The organism is Kangiella sp. M94, assembly GCF_054926195.1.
In genome coordinates this window covers 1,032,108-1,049,429 of the sequence record NZ_CM142903.1, presented here as the reverse complement: position 1 = coordinate 1,049,429, position 17,322 = coordinate 1,032,108, and the positions used below count along the sequence as shown (strand labels likewise).

Below are 17,322 nucleotides of genomic sequence, written 5' to 3'. Positions count from 1 at the left end.
CAATGAGAGCTGATAAAACCATCAACCAGTTTATTATAAAATTAACCTAGTGGCTTGTATTTACTGGCAATTTGGGTGACAAAAATCAACAAACTTTGCCACGATGCCATTAGATTAACGGGACTTTTTTGCTTAATCAACCGTTGAAGCTCATTTATTTTCTCCAACAACATCAACCAACCTTGCCCGTTAATGGCTTTAGCAAGCGCTTCAAGCTCCTGTTTTTGTTGCGTAAAGAGCAAATCAGGCTCTTTATCAACTTGCTGAAGCAGTAGAATATCGCGCACCATCAGTTGCATCCAAAACACCGCATCCGCCACCTCTTCATGCCAAAACTGAGCCATTTGGATGGGGGTATTGCTTCCCTGGACCAGATCATTCATCTGCACAATGAACTCGGCATATTTCAGTGTATCACCATTAACACCAAAGTCTTCAGCTTTATAAGGTGCTTGAGGAAACAGGTTCACAGCGGCCTCAAGAGCTTGTGTCATATTGCCCTGTCGTTCGGTCAGCCATTGCTTAACAACCTCCAGATCGTCGACGCTGAGTGATAACAGCTGGGCACGACTACGAATGGTCGGCGGGACGCCTTGTAATTGTGAGGTCTGCAGGATAAGCAAAGTATTCTGTTGCGGCTCTTCCAGCGTTTTAAGAAGCGCATTAAATGAACTTGCGTTCATGGCCTGCACATTAGCAATATTGGCAACTTTCCAGCCGCCTTGATGCGATGACTCCTGCATTGAGGTAATCAGCTCACGCACCTGCCCTACTGAAATTTGGGTCTTATCCTGCTCAATATCCAGTAGATGATAGTCAGGATGGTGGCCAGCATCGAACAAGAAGCAGCTTTTGCACTCGCCACAGGCTTCTTCCTGGCGATTGAGGCATAGCAGCCATTGAGCCAGTGCCTGAGCAAAGTTTTCTCGACCAATCCCTTCCGGCCCCATTAACAGAACAGCGTGTGGTAGTGAGCCTTGTTGGAATTGATCCTGCACCCGCTGAAAGCGACTTTGGTTCCATGCTTCAATGGATGTCATGAGTCGGATACCTGCTGCTGATAGAAATTAATAAGAACCTGTTCAATCTGTTGCTGAACCTCTTCCAAACTTCCTCGCGCATCGACAATCTTGACCCGGTCCGGCTCTTGCTGAGCAATCTGCAAATAACCATTTCTGACCTGCTCAAAAAACTCCACCTTCTCTTCTTCAAAGCGATCGATAGGACCACGCTCCTGTGCACGCGACAAACCCACTTCCACTGGCAAGTCCAACAGTATCGTCAAATCCGGTTTAAAACCTTCCAGCACCCATTGATCCAGCGCAACGAGTTTATCAAGACCAAGCGCTCTGCCCGCTCCCTGATACGCAAAGCTGGCGTCACTGAAACGATCGCACAACACCCATTGCCCCTGTTCCAGTGCTGGTTTAATTTTCTGGCTGACATGTTGAGCTCTTGCTGCATACATTAACAACAGCTCGCTTTTAGCATCTACCGCCTCTTCCCGTTGAGATAGAAGCAGTTCGCGAATCTCTTCTGCTAAAGGTGTGCCGCCTGGCTCACGCGTATGCAGTAGCGAAATATTCTTCGCTTCGAACCAAGCTTTGATAAAGGCTATGTTGGTGGACTTACCAACACCTTCAGTCCCTTCGATGGTAATAAACTTGCCTGCTCTAATGTTCGTCATACTATCCACTCACCACTATCGCTTTAATTGGTATTTACGAACAGCTCGATTATGCTCTTCTAATGTTTTGCTGAAATGATGGCTACCATCACCTTTAGCCACAAAGTATAAAGTATCGCCAGGTTTAGGGTTTAACGCCGCCTGAATCGCCTCTCGTCCCACCATCGCTATCGGTGTTGGCGGCAAGCCACGATGGACGTAAGTATTCCACGGATGTGGACTGCGAATATCTTTGTAACGAATGTTGCCATCGAACTCCGGCAACAAACCATAAATAATAGTTGGGTCGGTTTGTAGCAACATGTTCTTTTCAATACGACGCACAAACACTCCCGAGATTTCTGGACGTTCAGCCGGAACCGCTGTTTCCTTTTCAATGATCGATGCCATGATTAAGGCTTCGTAAGGCGTTTCATAGGGCAATCCATCGGCACGCTTAACCCACTCTTCGTCCAATACGGTTTGCAAACGCCCATAAGCACGTTTAAGAATATCTAAATCGGAATCGCCTTTAATAAACTGATAAGTATCCGCATAAAACATGCCTTCAGGATGCTGTTGCCCCACAAATTGCATGGCGTCAAAAATAGTCTCGTATTCCAGACTGTAATCAATCTCATGAGTTAAATCTGTGTTGAGCTCTAATGCGATCAACAGTTCATAGATATTGGAACCTTCAATAACTGAAAACTGATACTTGATAACATCGCCCGCAACCAGCTTTTGCAACACATCCACCGCTGTCATATCAGCAGTGATCGCATAGTTGCCAGCCTTTATTGGGCGCAATTCGGGTTTAAGTTTAAGTAACAGCTGGTAGTAATAGAACTGCTGGATATTGCCGTCTTGTTGCCACTGACGGCCCAAACTATAGGCACTGGTTCCTTTTTGAACATCGAGCTCTTGCTCAATACCTAGCGGCTGCTGAATAAAGTCCTGAAATCCATTCCATAAATACCAGGTGACACCTGAAAAAATAAGGACGATCAAAATAAAAAAGGTCAATATTGGTTTTTTCATTAATACTCTTTAGATCAATTATTGTAGTAAGAATTATGATGCATCACTTTGCAAACGCAGCCTGGCGGTAGCTTTGAGCCAACTCCTGCCAGTCAGGATAAAGCTCAAACTTGGTTGAACCAATGGCAACTACGGGAATAATACCGACTATTGCATTAGATACCAAGCAGTAGCGAGCTGAAGCTAAATCTTTGTGGATTATGTTCGCTTCTACAAAGCCAGGCTGGCTATTTAACAACCAACGTCGAACTGTACCATTAACCCCGGCCTGGTCTAACTTTGGCGTCTGCCACTGCTCATTAAGATAAAAATAGATATTTGATTTGGTGCCACATATCACCTTGTCATTAAGGCTCATAATGCCATCAAAGCACTCCTGCGGAACTTCCTCAGCCGCCAGCACCTCAGCCAGCCTGTTGCAGTGCTTCACACCCGCGAGAGCAGGATGAATCACTGGCGGGGTTGAGCAAATGGATAGACGAACGCCCTCATCAAACGTTTCGGCTGTTGGGATAGGCGACCAGCTCAAAATACGCTGCACTTCTGGCGAGACAGGCGCTTTATAACCCCTTACACCCGAGCCTCGACTAATCGTCAACCGCACAACCCCATCAATAGACTGCGAAACGCCCGACTGTTCTTTAACGAAAGCCTGTAGCTCCGCTTCAATCAGTGTTAAGTCTAGAGACGGGAAACCAAGCCTTTTGGTACTAAACATCAAACGCTCAGAGTGCAAAGCCCAATGCTCAACTCGGCCACCAGTGACTTTAATGGTCGTAAAAAATGCATCGCCATACAGCAAGCCACGATCCGAGATCGCCACCTCCTGACTCGGCTGACCATTAAGCCATGTATGGCCCGATAAAATGTGAGTGTCTTTCGAATTCATCAAAGCATTCTAATGCAAAAGCAAACAAGATACAGCGCAAATTTATTAGCACTATTTTAAAAGCCTGACAGCAAAAAGGCCCTCAAATGAGGGCCTCAATAAAACATGCCGAACCAACAAGCCAGACTTATAGGATGGGTTAGCAAAGCGTAACCCATCAAGCTACTTCAAATTAATGGGTTACGGATAAATCCTAACCCATCCTATAAGGAATATCGGCAATCGGAAATTTGCTAAACCTTACTAAACACCAATGAGCCATTAGTACCACCGAAGCCAAAGGAATTACACAAAGTATGTTCAATGTTAGCTTGGCGGGCGGTATGCGGTACGTAATCCAAATCACAGCCTTCACTGGGGTTATCCAGGTTCACTGTTGGCGGTGCCACCTGATCCTGAATCGCTAGTATGCTGAAGATCGCTTCAACAGCACCTGCAGCACCCAACAAGTGTCCGGTCATAGATTTCGTTGAGCTAACCATCACTTTGCGAGCCGCATCACCAAACACTGTTTTAACCGCATTGGTTTCAGCTAAGTCGCCTGCTGGTGTTGAGGTACCGTGTGCATTAATGTACTGAATGTCTTCTGGATTTAGGCCTGCATCATTTAATGCGTTTTGCATTGAGCTGGCTGCACCTTCGCCATCAGCTGGCGGTGAAGTAATGTGGAAAGCGTCGGCACTCATACCAAAGCCTGTCACCTCGGCATAAATTTTTGCACCGCGTGCTTTGGCATGCTCGTAGTCTTCCAGCACCATCACACCAGCGCCATCACCCATCACAAAACCATCGCGGTCTTTGTCCCAGGGACGCGAAGCAGCATGCGGATCATCATTACGCGTAGAAAGCGCTTTTGCTGCAGCAAAACCACCGATTGAGACAGGTGTAGAGCCTTTTTCAGCACCGCCGGCTAACATGGCATCGGCATCACCATAAGCAATCATGCGCGCAGCATGACCAATGGAATGCACACCAGTGGTACAGGCAGTGACGATAGAAATATTAGGACCTTTCAAACCATACTTGATCGACAAATGGCCTGAAATCATATTGATAATGGAGCCCGGGATAAAGAACGGAGAAATGCGTCGAGGCCCACGCTCATGATTTAATATGGTCGTTTCTTCAATGGTCGTCATGCCACCGATACCTGCGCCAACACAAGCACCGATACGATGTGCATTTTGTTCAGTGACTTCCAGACCAGAGTCTTCCCATGCCTGAGCACCAGCCACAATGCCATATTGGATAAAGATATCCATCTTACGTGCATCTTTTTTGGCCAATACTGGCTCAGCATCAAAGTTTTTAACCGAACACACGAATCGGGTACTTAAATTGCTGGCATCAAAATCCTCGATCATATTGGCACCACTTTTCGATGCTAAAATACCATCCCAAGAATCTTTGATGTTGTTACCAAGCGGGCTTAACATGCCTAAACCGGTAACTACAACTCTACGTTTACTCAAGGAAATCACCTCACGTCAGGGTTTGTTATCAGCTCTGCCGAAAGCTTTACGCTTAATTATTTCAACAGAACATTGCTTCAGCCACAGATAGGGCTCATTTCGCCCAGAGTTTTTTTAAGCTATAAAAACACAAATGGGCAAAATACTTTCGTATTTTACCCATTTTACATTCGCTAACTATTACGAATAGATTGCAGACGAGTTAAATTACGCGTCAACATTCGCCTTAATGTAGTCAATAGCGGCTTGTACTGTGTTGATTTTCTCAGCTTCTTCGTCTGGAATCTCAGTATCAAACTCTTCTTCAAGAGCCATAACCAATTCAACGGTATCCAATGAATCCGCACCTAAGTCATCAACAAAAGAAGCTTCAGCAGTCACTTCTTCTTCTTTAACACCTAATTGCTCAACAACGATGTTTTTTACGCGTTCTTCGATAGTACTCATCTGTTTTAAATCCTCTTGTATATCACAGTATTATACTGCGACGGTAGTTTAGTTAACTCCAGCAAACTTGCAAGTTTAAATTCACTTTTTTAGCAAAGGTCAGACCTGCATCAAGTTTTGCATAATAGCAGAATTGGTCGCTATTTTAATATGACAGTTTGTTAATTTAAAGCTGTTATATAGCCAATATCCTAAACCAGGCTTGGTTGGCATAACTGCTCTAAACCATATGCATACCACCATTAACGTTAATCGTTTCGCCGGTAATGTACCCTGACTCTTCGGAAGCCAGGAAGTTCACGGCATTGGCAATCTCTTCTGGCTGACCTAAACGCGCCATCGGAATCTGGTCAAACATGGCTTGTTTCTGGTCATCATTAAGCGCTTTGGTCATGTCGGTATCAATGAAGCCCGGAGCAACCACGTTGACCGTAATACCGCGCGAACCTACTTCGCGGGCCAATGATTTGGAGAAACCAATCAAACCGGCTTTAGCGGCTGAATAGTTAGCCTGACCTGCGTTGCCCATAGTGCCCACCACAGAACCGATAGTAATGATGCGGCCCCACTTGGACTTCATCATGCTGCGCAAACAGGCTTTTGACAGGCGGAAAATTGAAGTCAGGTTAGTATTCAGAATACTCTCCCACTCCTCGTCTTTCATACGCATAAGAAGATTATCGCGCGTAATACCAGCATTATTGACCAGAATATCTGGAGTACGTCCGTGTTCGCCTTTGATGGCGTCTAAAACGCTTTCAATGCTCTCTGGGTCAGTGACGTTAAGCGCCATGCCTATGCCATTTAAACCGGCAGCTTTAAAGTTCTCAGTAATTTTTTCAGCACCGCTTTCAGAGGTTGCTGTCCCAATAACAGTCGCTCCTGATTGGGCTAAACGGTGAGCAATAGCCTGGCCTATACCACGACTGGCGCCAGTCACTAAAGCAATTTTGTCATTCAAACTCATGGTGTCTTTCCTTTCTGATGTATTCTGTTTTGTCAGCAAAACTCATTTCTGTGATCAGTCTGAAAGCGCTTCTTCAAACTTGTCTAAACTGGCTAGTGGTGCAGCATTCAGCTCGCGGTCAATACGCTTGGCTAAACCGCACAACACATTGCCCGGACCACATTCGAATAAGTTTAGAGCCTCTTCTGATTTCAGTTTTTGAACCGTCTCAGTCCAACGAACAGGATTGTACAGCTGACGAATCAAAGCATCTTTAATCGCTTTCGGATCGGTTTCAACAGCCACATCCACGTTATTGATCACTGGAATGGTCGGCGCACTGATATTGATACTTTCAAGCATGTGAGCAAGCTTATCGGCCGCCGGACGCATTAGTGCACAATGCGAAGGAACACTGACAGGAAGCGGCAAGGCACGCTTAGCACCGGCAGTTTTACAGGCTTCCATGGCGCGCTCAACAGCATCGGCGCTACCGGCAATAACGACCTGGCCAGGCGAGTTATAATTAACCGCCTCAACCACTTCGTCTTGTGCTGCAACAGCACAGGCATCACGAACCTTTTCATCATCCAAGCCAATGATAGCCGCCATTTTGCCAGTACCGGCAGGAACAGCCAATTGCATGAACTGACCACGTGCTTCGACCAGCTTAACGGCATCGCCTAGTTCAATCACGCCGGAAGCTACCAAAGCGCTGTATTCGCCCAGACTGTGACCTGCCAGGAATGCCGGTTTAGTACCGCCTTCCTGCTGCCACAAACGCCATAAAGCAACACTGGCTGTTAACAAAGCTGGCTGCGTGAACTCAGTCTGGTTCAATTTGCCCTCTTCATCTTTTTGCACCAGCTGCCAAAGATCGTAGCCCAAAGCCTCCGAAGCCTCAGCAAAAGTGTGCTCGATGATAGGATATTTGTCAGCGATATCGCTAAGCATACCAACCGCTTGCGAACCCTGACCTGGAAAGATAAATGCTGTTTTACTCATAATTAAATCTTTTTATTCAATTGGTTATCGGATTTATTTAAAGCTGAATCTTATAAAGAATCAGCAGCGATTTATGTGATTAAACGACTCATAGCACTGCATTGAGATCAAAGCAGTACCCTACGTTACTTATAAACTTATCCTCGTCACTCCCGCGAAGGCGGGAGTCCATTCTCTTAAAAAAGCATTTATAGATTCCCGCCTACGCGGGAATGACAAAATGTAAGCAATTCCTCAATTTGTATAACCGAAAAAGAGCTAGACAATGCTGAGGCGCGGCATCGATGTTTGGAAAGTGCGGCGTTGAGTCCACTCAATAACAAGCTTTTCAAACATTCGATAACAAAGCCTCAGCGCAGTATTAGCTCTTTTGCTTAATAACGTATAAGGGCGGAACCCCAAGTAAACCCACCCCCAAAACTCTCCAACAAGCACACATCACCGCGCTTAATACGACCGTCTTCAATCGCCTCGCACATGGCCAGTGGAATCGAGGCACTGGATGTATTGCCGTGGCGATCAACCGCCACCACAACTTTATCCATTGAAGCACCGAGCTTCTTAGCTGTAGCTTGAATAATACGGATGTTTGCTTGATGAGGGATCAACCAATCAATATCTTCTTTTTGCATATTATTGGCTGCGAGGGTTTCATCGACGATTTGGCTCAGTGTTTTCACTGCAACCTTAAAGACTTCATTGCCACGCATTACGATTTGTGGCTCTGGGAACTCGCCCAGTTGCCCTCTTAGACCATTATTACAGTACAAGAGGTCGCCATAGCCACCGTCTGCATGGATATGGGTGGATAGAATACCTGGCTCTTCACTTGCTGTGACGACAGCTGCGCCCGCACCATCACCGAAGATTACACATGTTGAACGGTCATCCCAGTTCACCAGGCGCGATAACACTTCTGTGCCAACGACTAGAACGTTTTTGCGATGACCGGTTTTGATAAATTGGTCAGCGATGCTTAAACCATAAACAAAGCCTGGGCAGGCGGTAGTGATATCAAATGCTGGTACGCCACCAATACCTAAGGCGTGCCCAATATAGCAGGCAACGCTTGGGAACATTTTATCCGGCGTTGCAGTACCGACGACGATCATGTCTATGTCGCTGGCATCAATGCCTGAATTAGCGATGGCTTTCTTGGCCGCTTCGAACCCCAAATCAGAAGCTGACTGATCATCAGCAGCAATATGGCGTTTTTTAATACCGGTGCGGTCTGTGATCCACGCGTCAGTGGTATCAACCATTTTTTCAAGATCGGCGTTGGTTAAAACTTTTTCTGGCAGGTAGCTGCCCATACCAAGAATTTTAGAATATTTCACACTTACAACCCTTTAATCATTCACCGGATATTTATCTACAAACGTCTCATTTACCGACTTTGTGAGAAAAAATCCACTGAGTATCTACAAATCTTAATGACCACCCGGATGTTAAAAGCATACTCCAATAGATTAATGTTCTATCGGCAAAACCAGGTGGCTTACTTTATTCTGGATTTCCTGAGGAACTTGACGCTCAATCTCTGAAATCGCTTTATTTATAGCGCACAAAGTCGCTTTGATATCAGCAGAACCGTGACTCTTGATCACAATTTCGCGTAATCCTAACAGACTTGCCCCATTATACTGGTCGGGGTTGATACGCTTTTGGAAACTTTTTAAGACCGGTTTAACCATCGCCGCAATCAACTTGCTGCGCCAATTACGGGTAAATTCAACCTTCAGCTGATCATACAGGAAACGAGTAATCCCTTCACAGGCTTTAAGGACATTATTACCGGTAAAGCCATCACAAACTATAACATCGACATCACCGCTAAAAATCTGGTTTGCTTCAATGAAGCCAACGTAATTAATTTCCGCCTGTTTGCTCAGGATATCGCCAGCCAGTTTGATGCTATCCCGCCCTTTACTCTGCTCTTCACCGATATTCAATAAGGCGACTTTAGGATCATCTTTGCCATCAACCGCCTGACACAAGACATGGCCCATCATGGCAAAACTGGTCAGCTGCTCTGCGCTGGCATCAATGTTAGCGCCAAGATCCAGCATATGGCTCACAGTGCCCTTCTTGTTCGGAAGTTCTGCAACAATCGCAGGACGCTCTACACCAGGCAAGGTGCCAATTAAAATAGTCGCCAAAGCCATCAAAGCGCCAGTATTGCCTGCACTCACGCAAGCATCTGCCACATTGTCGCGAACGAGCTGCAAACTGACGCGCATACTGGAATCGGATTTATTTCGAATGGCCTGAGAAGGCTTTTCATCCATAGCAATAACTTCGGACGCATGCTGAATACGCAAACGGTCACCGAAAATATCAAATGCTTGGGGATTGAGTTGAGAAACCTGCTTTTTGACCTGTTCTTGATGGCCAACCAGGTAAATAGTGATATCAGAATGGATTTCCAGCGCTTTTAAAGCCGCTGGAATAATAACTGAGGGGCCATAATCGCCCCCCATACAATCTATTGCTAGAGTTTTAGTCACGGTAACAGGTCAACATAAATCGGTTGTTAACGGTAAACTTATCATTGTTTTAGCCAGCATTGAAACTAGCATTTAATAATAAATTGTTTCGGACTTAACTCTGTTCTTCTTTAGAGGTTCTGCAAAGAACTCTCTAGAAAAGAATTAAACGACTTTGCGACCTTTATAGAAACCATCTTTAGTCACGTGGTGACGACGATGGATTTCACCAGTTTCACTTTCAACTGATAATGTTGGTGCGCTCAAAGAGTCGTGTGAACGACGCATGCCACGCGTAGAGCGAGTTTTACGATTCTTTTGTACAGCCATGAGGTTTCTCCTGCTTAATCAAACTTTAAATCTTTTAAGGCATTAAAAGGGTTATCCTTTTCTGCCTGCTCAATTGTTTCTTCTGGAAGCTCACCTGATTGGTAGGTCTCCAGCTCTTTACACTCACCGAATAAAGGTATGAGTGGTAGTGTTAAAATCAGCTCATCTTCTACTGCTGATTTTATATCTAATCCGTCTTCGCCAACAAGCACAGGCTCCACATCATCTGGGGCGTTGTTCATTTGCTCTTCCGAGTAAACCGGACGCAAAACTGCTTGGCGGTCAAGTTTGAACATAAAAGGTTCAGTACAGCCCTGACATACTAATTCGACTTCACCAGTGAGAGCCACATGCAGTGAAGTTGTACGAGTATCTTTAACCCTCTCACCATTGATTTTACAGTGAATTTCGCCTTTTGATGAATTCAACAACTGGCGAAAACGCTCAAAATAATCAATCTCAAGGGTGGCATCTATTTCTTTGCCCTGGTCCACGAATTTATTGGGACTGAGCGATGCCGGGAACCTGCGACTTGACATAGGCGCGCAATAATACATATATCTTGTGGTCTAGTCAAAGCAAACCCGCTAATTTTAAGCAAATTTCGCCTATTTGATTGCTTTTTTAGCCAAATCTTACACAATTGCTCCTAAGCAACTGATTCTCTAACAAAAAGCCTAATGAAAAGCCCGAATAAAAGCCGAGATAAAAAGCACCGATGAATACTTCTAAAACCCGCATTATCCTCGCCTCCTCTTCGCCGTACCGCAAAGAGCTTCTAATCCGTATTCTGGATGATTTCGAAGCTCTATCGCCCGATATCGACGAAACACCCTTTCCCGATGAAGAGCCCATAGAGTTAGTAGCCCGTCTGGCGCAACAGAAAGCCCTTGCCGTTGCAGTAAATCACCCAGATGCCCTGGTCATCGGCTCGGATCAGGTCTGCGTTCTCAACAATCAAATACTCGGCAAACCCGGAACCATGGACAAAGCCATTGAGCAACTTAAAACCTGCTCAGGTCAAACCGTCACCTTCTACACCTCTTTATGCGTCACCAACGCAAATCAAACAGCACAGAACACCACAGTCGTCGCCACCAAAGTGCAGTTCAGACAGCTCAACGAAAAAGAAATCATCAACTACCTTGAAAAAGAGCAGCCTTTTGATTGCGCAGGTTCATTTAAATGTGAAGGATTGGGAATAGTGCTATTTGAAGCCATAGAGTCCAAGGATCCAACAGCCTTGATAGGACTGCCCCTGATAGCTTTGGCAATAAAACTTAGAGAGTTTGGGGTAGAGCTTATTTAAATACCTATTAAGGTTCGTAGATATGTAGGGTACCCAAGGGGGCAGACCCTGCGTCGTGACGCACCGTTAAAAGATGATGGCTAGCTCCAGCTCCAAAACTCATACCACTTACTCTTTTGGCGCCTGATACGCTCAGCTTCTTTATAGCGCTCAATGGCATCATTAACACTGATATGTTCATTCGGGTCTATAACTTCAAAGGTTTCATCTGACTTTTCTCTTAACCATTGAAATAGGAAGACATATTTCTGGCTTAAAGCAATCAAGAGCAAACTTACTAAAAACACCTGCCAATTTTGCTTGCTAAACATCAACGACATATAAAAACCTATTCCATAAAAAACAACATGAAGCATTAAAAAAATCAAAATTAACTGGCGTCTTTCCATTTTATAATTTCCTAACTATTCTTAGTGCTAAGTGTTTTACCGCAATTCTTAGATCCAGACAAATGTTGCTAAAAGCATACCGCTTCTCAGTAAGCCACCTGAGTGACTTTAAAGTTCTTCGGTGCATCTCGACGCACCCTACTTATTAACCACCAATGATAGACCTTACTTTCTGCCAAAAACCTCCTCTTAACTCTTCAGCTTCGCGAGTCATTATTCGCCAGTTTGAACTTGTAACAATCCTTTGAAGAAGTAACTCATTGTTATAATCATCTAAATATTCATTAATTGTATTGGGAAAAGCATCTTCTTCGATATCACGTTTTATGACATTTTTTAGGGCTTTCTCAATATATGCAAGCTTCTGTTTTCTTTCTTTGCAGAAATTCCTCGCATAAAATATCAGATTCGCCGGGTATTCATCCAATTCAATTGATATATCTATGTGATGCTTTGATAATGTATTATTACTATTGTAATCATGGTAAAAAGCAAGGGCATAATTACCAACAGAGGACTTTGGAAACTTATACAGAGACTCTACAGCTCTATCTAAATTATCATATATCGTGAACATTCGAGTATGCATATATAAAAGCCAAACAGCTGCAGATTGTTCTAATCTAGTATCTAACAAATCAATAAGAGTTTCTTCAGACTCCTCAAAATACCCTTCAGAGCACATCATTGAATTTATGGCAAACAGCAAACCGGCATCTAGATCATTAAATTCGTAATACATATCTTTCAATGAAGCCAGCATCATTGGGTCATTTTCAGTATCAAACGCAACGTTCAACTGCGCAATTAGCTCTTTATAACTCATTAAATATTGCCTTAGATAAGTAGTTCGACTTTCGGTTTGGAATATTCGGTAATAGTTTATGCTCGCAAGCCAAGAATACCAATAAGCACATTTAAATCCAATTTTCCCATAGCCTAATAAAAGTGATGTTGGATTTGATCAATTAAATTTCTACAGGACTGCAAATAAGCTCCGCCAAAAAGATTGTAGTGGTTCAGATAATGATACAGATTATAGATGACTTTCTTTTGTGGGTAAGCGTTGGTTCTGGGATACACTGAGTCGTAGCCGTCGTAGAAGCTTTCACTAAAGCCGCCGAACATTTCGGTCATAGCCAGATCCACTTCGCGGTCGCCATAATAGACCGCAGGGTCAATCAACCATGGGCCTTGGTCATCAAACAGGACATTGCCTGACCACAAATCCCCATGCACCAGACTAGGATGAATGCAGTGGCGGTTGAGCCAGGTTTCCAATAAATCTTTACGCTCAAGAATAGGTTCCTCAAGCACGCGCTTAATTTTTTGGTCTTTGATTAGATTGGTCTGATAAAGCAGGCGTTGTTCAACAAAGAACTTCCCCCAATGATCAAAACGTCCATTCACCTGTGGGTTGAGTCCAATATAGTTATCTTCGTCCAGCCCATAGTGTGGAGCTTTAACTTTGTGCAAATGGGCCAGCCCTTCTCCGAGCTGTTTCATCAGTTGCGGGTTCCAGCTTGAACCATTAACTTTCTGCAACACCAGCTGTTCATCAGAAACCGATTCTATTTTGGGGATATTGAGGTGTGGAACTTGATGCTTTTGAATAGTCTCGCGCAACAGTTCAAGACCTTTCGCTTCCTGCACAAGGTGGTCGTTGAATTGCGAACTGTTACTTTTATGGAACATCTGACTCAGGTAATCCGTTATTTATGAAACAGCTAATAGCTGCCGGTAAATCGCTAAGCTTTCATCATCGTAGCAGCTGAAAATGATTTCTTTTAACGACTCGGCATTACTGGCAAACATTTTACAGACATTGACCGCGATAGCTGCCGCCTGTTGTTTTGGATAGCCATAAACCCCGGTGCTGATGCAGGGAAAAGCAATGCTATGCAAGCCCTGCTGTTCGGCCAGTTGCAAACTGTTCATGTAGCAACTGGCTAATAGCTCCGCTTCATTCTCATCACCGCCATGCCAGACGGGTCCTACCGTGTGAATGACGTGTTGAGCTGGAAGGTCGTAGCCTTTAGTTATTTTGGCTTCACCTGTTTCGCAACCGCCCAGAGTTTTGCACTCTTCCAACAATTCAGAGCCAGCGGCACGATGAATGGCTCCGTCCACTCCTCCACCGCCAAGCAAACTCTTCTTGGCAGCATTAACGATGGCATCCACATAAAGCTGAGTTATGTCGCCCGCATCCAGTCTTAACGTCATCCCGACTCCTTCCTATTGCTTATATAACCTCTGGTAAGTCTCTCTATCTATAGCATATTCCAGCGCATCGATACCAAACAGAGTTATCTTTTTGTTGAATGACTCGCCCAGACGCTCTGCGACTTTAATTGATGGCGTATTATCAGGTTGGATCATACTGATGATGCGTTCTTGGTTCAGGGTTTCAAAACCATAACCAATGACTGCTCTACCAGCCTCAGTAGCATAGCCTTTACCCCAAGCTCTTTTATGTAACACCCATCCTGCCTCTATAGCAGGCCAGCCTTCTGGCTTTATCAGTCCAGCACGACCAACAAACTGCCCGCTGCTTTTTTCTTCCAGCGCCCACTGGCCATAGCCATTGAGCATCCAATGCCCCGCCATGGTCGCCATGCTACGCCAGGCATCGTGTTCAGACATGGGTTTACCGGAAAATAAATAGCGGGTTATGTCGGGATCTGCCATCATTTCATAATAGGTAGGCAGGTCTGCATTCTTATAATGTCGGAGGATCAGACGCTCGGTTTCCAGAACAGGTAGTTTAATTATCGTATCTTGGCAAATCTTCACAGAAAATTGAGCTCTCAGGTATTAAGTTGCATTGATAAGTTCTACAATCTTACAAAAGGTCTACAGGAATGAACACTGTTATGAAACACTTTCTATTAGCTTTACTGGTAACTTTTAGTTTTACAGCAACCGCTGAATCTGGCTGGATTGGTGCCTTGGCGCCAGATTTTAAGCTACAGGATCAGAACGAAGAGTGGAAAAGCTTGGAAGATTATAAGGGCCAATGGCTGGTGCTGTATTTCTACCCGAAAGATGACACCCCCGGCTGTACCACCGAAGCTAAGAACTTCCGCGATGGCTATAAAGATATTAAAGCGCTCAATGCGGATGTGGTTGGTGTGTCGCTAGATGACGTTGAGTCACACAAGTCCTTCGCAGAGATTCATGGCTTGCCATTTAGCATTCTGGCTGACGTGGATAAAGAAGCCGCCACAGCTTATGACGTTCTAGGTGGCTTTGGCCCAGTTGAATATGCCAAACGCCAAACCTTCATCATCGACCCTAATGGCAACATCGTTTATCACTACGATGACGTAGATCCTGATACGCACATGACCAATGTGGTCGCTCAACTTAAGAGCTTACAGAAAGACAGTTAATCCTAATTTCAGATATAAATGTCCACAAAAAAGCGCTCCCAAGAGCGCTTTTTTAATGTTCTGGCTGGTGTTCTGCCTAATGTTGAGAGAAGTCTTTTAAATGTCGGATGTCATCAATAATGGCTTGCGGAGCACAGGTCTTCAGCATTTCGATGGTATGAGCGCCAAAGGTCACTCCAATACCGCCCATTCCTGCTCGTTGCGCCATCTCTAAATCAAAAGTGGTATCGCCGACCATAATGGACTGTTCAGGCTGAGTTTTTGTATGAGCCATGAGTTTATGCAGCATCTCGGGGTGTGGCTTGCTTTGCGCTTCATCGCTGGCAATAGTCACATCAAATATCTCTCTTAAACCAGATTCGTTCAATACTCGGTCCAGACCATGACGCGCTTTGCCGGTTGCGACGGCTAACAGGTAGCCTCGGCTTTTCAGGTGCTCAAGTGTATCTTCTGTACCTTCAAACAAAGGACTGGGTGTTTGGTCACCTTCAACATATTGATAACGATACTCTTCAGTAATCCAGTCGTGATCATCAACTTCAGGGAACAGACGTCGATAACACTCACCCAAACTTAAGCCGATAATACCGCGTACATCGTCCACCGATGGGATCGGCAGTTTTAAATTAGTTGCGGTAGTTTGCATGGCGGAAACGATACGTCCTGTTGAATCCATCAATGTGCCATCCCAGTCAAAAACGATTAATCGAGTTTGCTTTGCTATCATCGACGTAAATACTCCAGGGTCTTCTGTAAATCTGCGGGAAGCGGTGCTTCGACCTTGATGGCCTTATCTTCCGGGGTCACTTTAAAGGTTAACGAATAAGCGTGTAAGAATAAACGGCCTGATAAGCCCTGACGCTTAAATTGCTCAGTCACCTCATCATTGCCATACTTTGGATCACCCACCAGCGGATGTCCTGCCTGCTGAGCATGAACACGGATCTGATGAGTCCTACCGGTTACAGGCTCGGCTGACACCAGGCTGAAGTTTTTGAAAACCTCAACCACACTAAACGAGGTTAATGACGGTTTGCCATTTTCGGTTACACGAACCACTCGCTCCCCCGACTTTAAATGGTTCTTCGCCAGCGGGTAATCAACATGCTTTAATTTGGCTGGCCATTTCCCTTCCACCAGCGCCCAATACTGCTTGCTCATCAGCTTTTTCTGCAGTTGTTCATGCAGGAAACGCAGCGTACTGCGCTTTTTGGCAATTAACAAACAACCTGAGGTATCACGGTCAAGTCTATGAACTAACTCTAAAAAAGGTGCGTCAGTTCTTAACGCTCGCAGTGCTTCAATGACACCAAAGCTCATGCCACTGCCGCCATGAACAGCCATGCCATGTGGCTTATTCAGGACAATCAATCGCTTATCTTCGTACAAGATTGCGTTTTCCAGGTCCTGAACAATGTTCAGATTAACCGGCACTTCAGTTGCTGTGTTGGTTGTTTTGACTGGAGGAAGCCGAACCGAGTCGCCTTCTTTAATTTTATATTCGGCCTTAATTCGACCTTTATTAACTCGAACTTCGCCCTTCCTCAGCATCTTATAGATGTGGGATTTGGGAACGCCTTTGAGTTTTTTGAGCAAAAAGTTATCGATGCGCTGACCGGCTTCTTCAGTCTGCACTTCAACAAATTGGACTTTTGGACGGGATTCACTATTCATCGGGCGCAACTATACCTGAAAACATGTCAAATCAATAGCTTAAAAAAACAAAAGATTGCCCTGCCTATATAAGCAGTCTATAATGCGCAACAGAGCTACACGCTCAGAAAGAGCGCCTGGTGTCGCTCCTTCCACCTCAACTAGCAAAAGCTTTATAGTAAAGCAGGCATAAATTGAGGCCAACGGAAGCAAACAACACCTTATATGAAGGTATTAAATCAGCACATAGCGTTAAACAACTCTAAATAAGAGAAGAACGACGCCAAGCTGAGATAC

General features: G+C 44.8%; 21 protein-coding genes. 2 read left to right on the top strand and 19 right to left on the bottom strand.

All coding sequences use genetic code 11. The features are described 5' to 3' along the window. Positions 1-41: 41 nt before the first annotated feature. The 12 genes from holB to ACYTXU_RS04690 form a co-directional block, all read right to left on the bottom strand. Positions 42-1,040 carry a DNA polymerase III subunit delta' gene (gene holB, locus ACYTXU_RS04745; protein WP_462208757.1) on the bottom strand — a complete coding sequence of 333 codons (999 nt, stop codon included), beginning with the start codon at positions 1,038-1,040 and terminating at the stop codon, positions 42-44. Next, the gene (gene tmk / locus ACYTXU_RS04740) at positions 1,037-1,687 is read right to left on the bottom strand and encodes a dTMP kinase (protein ID WP_462208755.1); all 651 of its coding nucleotides are present in this window, start codon (positions 1,685-1,687) and stop codon (positions 1,037-1,039) included. The genes holB and tmk overlap by 4 nt, the downstream gene beginning before the upstream one ends. A 15-nt stretch (positions 1,688-1,702) precedes the next feature. Next, positions 1,703-2,707, bottom strand: a complete 1,005-nt coding sequence (mltG, locus tag ACYTXU_RS04735) for an endolytic transglycosylase MltG (protein ID WP_462208754.1) — start codon at positions 2,705-2,707, stop codon at positions 1,703-1,705. A 43-nt stretch (positions 2,708-2,750) separates the two neighbouring features. Next, positions 2,751-3,596: an aminodeoxychorismate lyase gene (pabC, locus tag ACYTXU_RS04730; RefSeq protein WP_462208752.1), complete on the bottom strand. Its 846-nt coding sequence runs from the start codon at positions 3,594-3,596 to the stop codon at positions 2,751-2,753. 233 nt (positions 3,597-3,829) lie between these two features. After that, entirely contained in the window at positions 3,830-5,068 is a 1,239-nt protein-coding gene (fabF, locus tag ACYTXU_RS04725) for a beta-ketoacyl-ACP synthase II (protein ID WP_462208751.1), read from the bottom strand. 207 nt (positions 5,069-5,275) lie between these two features. Continuing rightward, positions 5,276-5,515, bottom strand: a complete 240-nt coding sequence (gene acpP, locus ACYTXU_RS04720; protein WP_012801122.1) for an acyl carrier protein — start codon at positions 5,513-5,515, stop codon at positions 5,276-5,278. A gap of 220 nt (positions 5,516-5,735) precedes the next feature. Next, positions 5,736-6,482, bottom strand: a complete 747-nt coding sequence (gene fabG / locus ACYTXU_RS04715) for a 3-oxoacyl-ACP reductase FabG (RefSeq protein ID WP_462208749.1) — start codon at positions 6,480-6,482, stop codon at positions 5,736-5,738. Between the two features lie 54 nt (positions 6,483-6,536). Beyond that, positions 6,537-7,466 (bottom strand): ACP S-malonyltransferase, encoded by a 930-nt coding sequence (fabD, locus tag ACYTXU_RS04710; RefSeq protein WP_462208747.1) that lies wholly within the window; start codon positions 7,464-7,466, stop codon positions 6,537-6,539. A 374-nt stretch (positions 7,467-7,840) separates the two neighbouring features. Next, positions 7,841-8,803: a beta-ketoacyl-ACP synthase III gene (locus tag ACYTXU_RS04705; protein ID WP_462208745.1), complete on the bottom strand. Its 963-nt coding sequence runs from the start codon at positions 8,801-8,803 to the stop codon at positions 7,841-7,843. 132 nt (positions 8,804-8,935) lie between these two features. Then, positions 8,936-9,946 (bottom strand): phosphate acyltransferase PlsX, encoded by a 1,011-nt coding sequence (gene plsX, locus ACYTXU_RS04700; RefSeq protein ID WP_462208743.1) that lies wholly within the window; start codon positions 9,944-9,946, stop codon positions 8,936-8,938. Positions 9,947-10,117: 171 nt separating this feature from the next. Beyond that, positions 10,118-10,282, bottom strand: a complete 165-nt coding sequence (gene rpmF / locus ACYTXU_RS04695; protein ID WP_462208741.1) for a 50S ribosomal protein L32 — start codon at positions 10,280-10,282, stop codon at positions 10,118-10,120. Positions 10,283-10,296: 14 nt separating this feature from the next. Continuing rightward, positions 10,297-10,821 carry a YceD family protein gene (locus tag ACYTXU_RS04690; RefSeq protein ID WP_012801116.1) on the bottom strand — a complete coding sequence of 175 codons (525 nt, stop codon included), beginning with the start codon at positions 10,819-10,821 and terminating at the stop codon, positions 10,297-10,299. Between the two features lie 179 nt (positions 10,822-11,000). Between ACYTXU_RS04690 and ACYTXU_RS04685 the strand changes: the two genes are divergently transcribed. Next, positions 11,001-11,591, top strand: coding sequence for a Maf family protein (locus tag ACYTXU_RS04685; protein WP_462208740.1), 591 nt, complete (start codon positions 11,001-11,003; stop codon positions 11,589-11,591). A gap of 80 nt (positions 11,592-11,671) precedes the next feature. On the opposite strand, the gene ACYTXU_RS04680 is transcribed toward ACYTXU_RS04685, so the two are convergent. From ACYTXU_RS04680 to ACYTXU_RS04660, 5 genes are all read right to left on the bottom strand, one after another. Next, on the bottom strand, positions 11,672-11,980 hold the full coding sequence (locus ACYTXU_RS04680) for a hypothetical protein (RefSeq protein ID WP_462208738.1): 309 nt from the start codon (positions 11,978-11,980) through the stop codon (positions 11,672-11,674). A 145-nt stretch (positions 11,981-12,125) separates the two neighbouring features. After that, complete coding sequence (locus ACYTXU_RS04675; RefSeq protein WP_462208737.1) at positions 12,126-12,806, bottom strand: hypothetical protein; 681 nt, start codon at positions 12,804-12,806, stop codon at positions 12,126-12,128. A gap of 113 nt (positions 12,807-12,919) precedes the next feature. Continuing rightward, positions 12,920-13,675: a fructosamine kinase family protein gene (locus ACYTXU_RS04670; RefSeq protein WP_462208735.1), complete on the bottom strand. Its 756-nt coding sequence runs from the start codon at positions 13,673-13,675 to the stop codon at positions 12,920-12,922. 21 nt (positions 13,676-13,696) lie between these two features. Continuing rightward, positions 13,697-14,203, bottom strand: a complete 507-nt coding sequence (locus tag ACYTXU_RS04665; protein ID WP_462208733.1) for an O-acetyl-ADP-ribose deacetylase — start codon at positions 14,201-14,203, stop codon at positions 13,697-13,699. Positions 14,204-14,215: 12 nt separating this feature from the next. Further along, a complete protein-coding gene (locus ACYTXU_RS04660) occupies positions 14,216-14,773 on the bottom strand; it encodes a GNAT family N-acetyltransferase (RefSeq protein WP_462208731.1) in 558 nt (185 codons plus the stop codon). Between the two features lie 80 nt (positions 14,774-14,853). Between ACYTXU_RS04660 and ACYTXU_RS04655 the strand changes: the two genes are divergently transcribed. Further along, positions 14,854-15,372, top strand: coding sequence for a peroxiredoxin (locus ACYTXU_RS04655; RefSeq protein ID WP_462208729.1), 519 nt, complete (start codon positions 14,854-14,856; stop codon positions 15,370-15,372). Between the two features lie 76 nt (positions 15,373-15,448). On the opposite strand, the gene ACYTXU_RS04650 is transcribed toward ACYTXU_RS04655, so the two are convergent. Next, positions 15,449-16,099, bottom strand: coding sequence for an HAD-IIIA family hydrolase (locus tag ACYTXU_RS04650; protein ID WP_462208727.1), 651 nt, complete (start codon positions 16,097-16,099; stop codon positions 15,449-15,451). Further along, on the bottom strand, positions 16,096-17,046 hold the full coding sequence (gene rluC / locus ACYTXU_RS04645; RefSeq protein WP_462208726.1) for a 23S rRNA pseudouridine(955/2504/2580) synthase RluC: 951 nt from the start codon (positions 17,044-17,046) through the stop codon (positions 16,096-16,098). Before rluC ends, ACYTXU_RS04650 begins: the two co-directional genes overlap by 4 nt. Positions 17,047-17,322 lie beyond the last annotated feature (276 nt).

What these genes read in the sequence shown, in the direction of transcription:
- ACYTXU_RS04665 (WP_462208733.1), bottom strand. Translation starts at nt 14,203, where the DNA reads ATGACGTTAAGACTGGATGCGGGCGACATAACTCAGCTTTATGTGGAT.
- fabG (WP_462208749.1), bottom strand. Translation starts at nt 6,482, where the DNA reads ATGAGTTTGAATGACAAAATTGCTTTAGTGACTGGCGCCAGTCGTGGT.
- ACYTXU_RS04685 (WP_462208740.1), top strand. Translation starts at nt 11,001, where the DNA reads ATGAATACTTCTAAAACCCGCATTATCCTCGCCTCCTCTTCGCCGTAC.
- holB (WP_462208757.1), bottom strand. Translation starts at nt 1,040, where the DNA reads ATGACATCCATTGAAGCATGGAACCAAAGTCGCTTTCAGCGGGTGCAG.
- mltG (WP_462208754.1), bottom strand. Translation starts at nt 2,707, where the DNA reads ATGAAAAAACCAATATTGACCTTTTTTATTTTGATCGTCCTTATTTTT.
- pabC (WP_462208752.1), bottom strand. Translation starts at nt 3,596, where the DNA reads ATGAATTCGAAAGACACTCACATTTTATCGGGCCATACATGGCTTAAT.
- ACYTXU_RS04690 (WP_012801116.1), bottom strand. Translation starts at nt 10,821, where the DNA reads ATGTCAAGTCGCAGGTTCCCGGCATCGCTCAGTCCCAATAAATTCGTG.
- rluC (WP_462208726.1), bottom strand. Translation starts at nt 17,046, where the DNA reads ATGAATAGTGAATCCCGTCCAAAAGTCCAATTTGTTGAAGTGCAGACT.
- ACYTXU_RS04670 (WP_462208735.1), bottom strand. Translation starts at nt 13,675, where the DNA reads ATGTTCCATAAAAGTAACAGTTCGCAATTCAACGACCACCTTGTGCAG.
- ACYTXU_RS04680 (WP_462208738.1), bottom strand. Translation starts at nt 11,980, where the DNA reads ATGGAAAGACGCCAGTTAATTTTGATTTTTTTAATGCTTCATGTTGTT.
- ACYTXU_RS04655 (WP_462208729.1), top strand. Translation starts at nt 14,854, where the DNA reads ATGAAACACTTTCTATTAGCTTTACTGGTAACTTTTAGTTTTACAGCA.
- plsX (WP_462208743.1), bottom strand. Translation starts at nt 9,946, where the DNA reads ATGGGGGGCGATTATGGCCCCTCAGTTATTATTCCAGCGGCTTTAAAA.
- ACYTXU_RS04650 (WP_462208727.1), bottom strand. Translation starts at nt 16,099, where the DNA reads ATGATAGCAAAGCAAACTCGATTAATCGTTTTTGACTGGGATGGCACA.
- rpmF (WP_462208741.1), bottom strand. Translation starts at nt 10,282, where the DNA reads ATGGCTGTACAAAAGAATCGTAAAACTCGCTCTACGCGTGGCATGCGT.
- ACYTXU_RS04675 (WP_462208737.1), bottom strand. Translation starts at nt 12,806, where the DNA reads ATGAGTTATAAAGAGCTAATTGCGCAGTTGAACGTTGCGTTTGATACT.
- acpP (WP_012801122.1), bottom strand. Translation starts at nt 5,515, where the DNA reads ATGAGTACTATCGAAGAACGCGTAAAAAACATCGTTGTTGAGCAATTA.
- tmk (WP_462208755.1), bottom strand. Translation starts at nt 1,687, where the DNA reads ATGACGAACATTAGAGCAGGCAAGTTTATTACCATCGAAGGGACTGAA.
- fabD (WP_462208747.1), bottom strand. Translation starts at nt 7,466, where the DNA reads ATGAGTAAAACAGCATTTATCTTTCCAGGTCAGGGTTCGCAAGCGGTT.